Here is a 372-nt window from a genome sequence, read left to right as displayed (position 1 = left end):
TAGGGTAAAATCGGTAATTGGGGCTAAGTCGTAACAAGGTAGCCGTATCGGAAGGTGCGGCTGGAATACCTCCTTTTTAGAGCTCATTATCCTGAGAGCTGTTGTTTCCTTCTTTTAAATTTATTTGCTGCTAACGCAAATGGCTACACGCCAGGCGCCATGCACATAAGTTCTTTCAATCTTTAATGAAGATGTTTGACTAAAGAGTCACAGAGATCGGATCTCACACATCGTCAATAATCACGCAAATGAAAGCTCGTAAGAGCAGTCAGTGGTTAAAAGTTCTTTGACATATTGGGAAATGCAAGTTGTATTCAAGATAGTAATATCTAAATACTAAATTTTTTAAAGCGAATAAGAGCGCATGGTGGA

The 372-nt window shown here is 39.2% G+C and carries 1 rRNA gene; it reads left to right on the top strand.

Annotation, left to right across the window (positions count from 1 at the left end):
• Positions 1 to 76 (top strand): 16S ribosomal RNA (locus ACLHR0_RS31650); the annotation flags it as partial.
• Between the last annotated feature and the right edge of the window lie 296 nt (positions 77 to 372).

The organism is Chitinophaga sp. ARDCPP14 (genome assembly GCF_051362515.1).
In the GTDB taxonomy this organism is placed as follows: Bacteria; Bacteroidota; Bacteroidia; order Chitinophagales; family Chitinophagaceae; genus Chitinophaga.
This window is presented reverse-complemented; position numbering and strand designations above follow the sequence as displayed.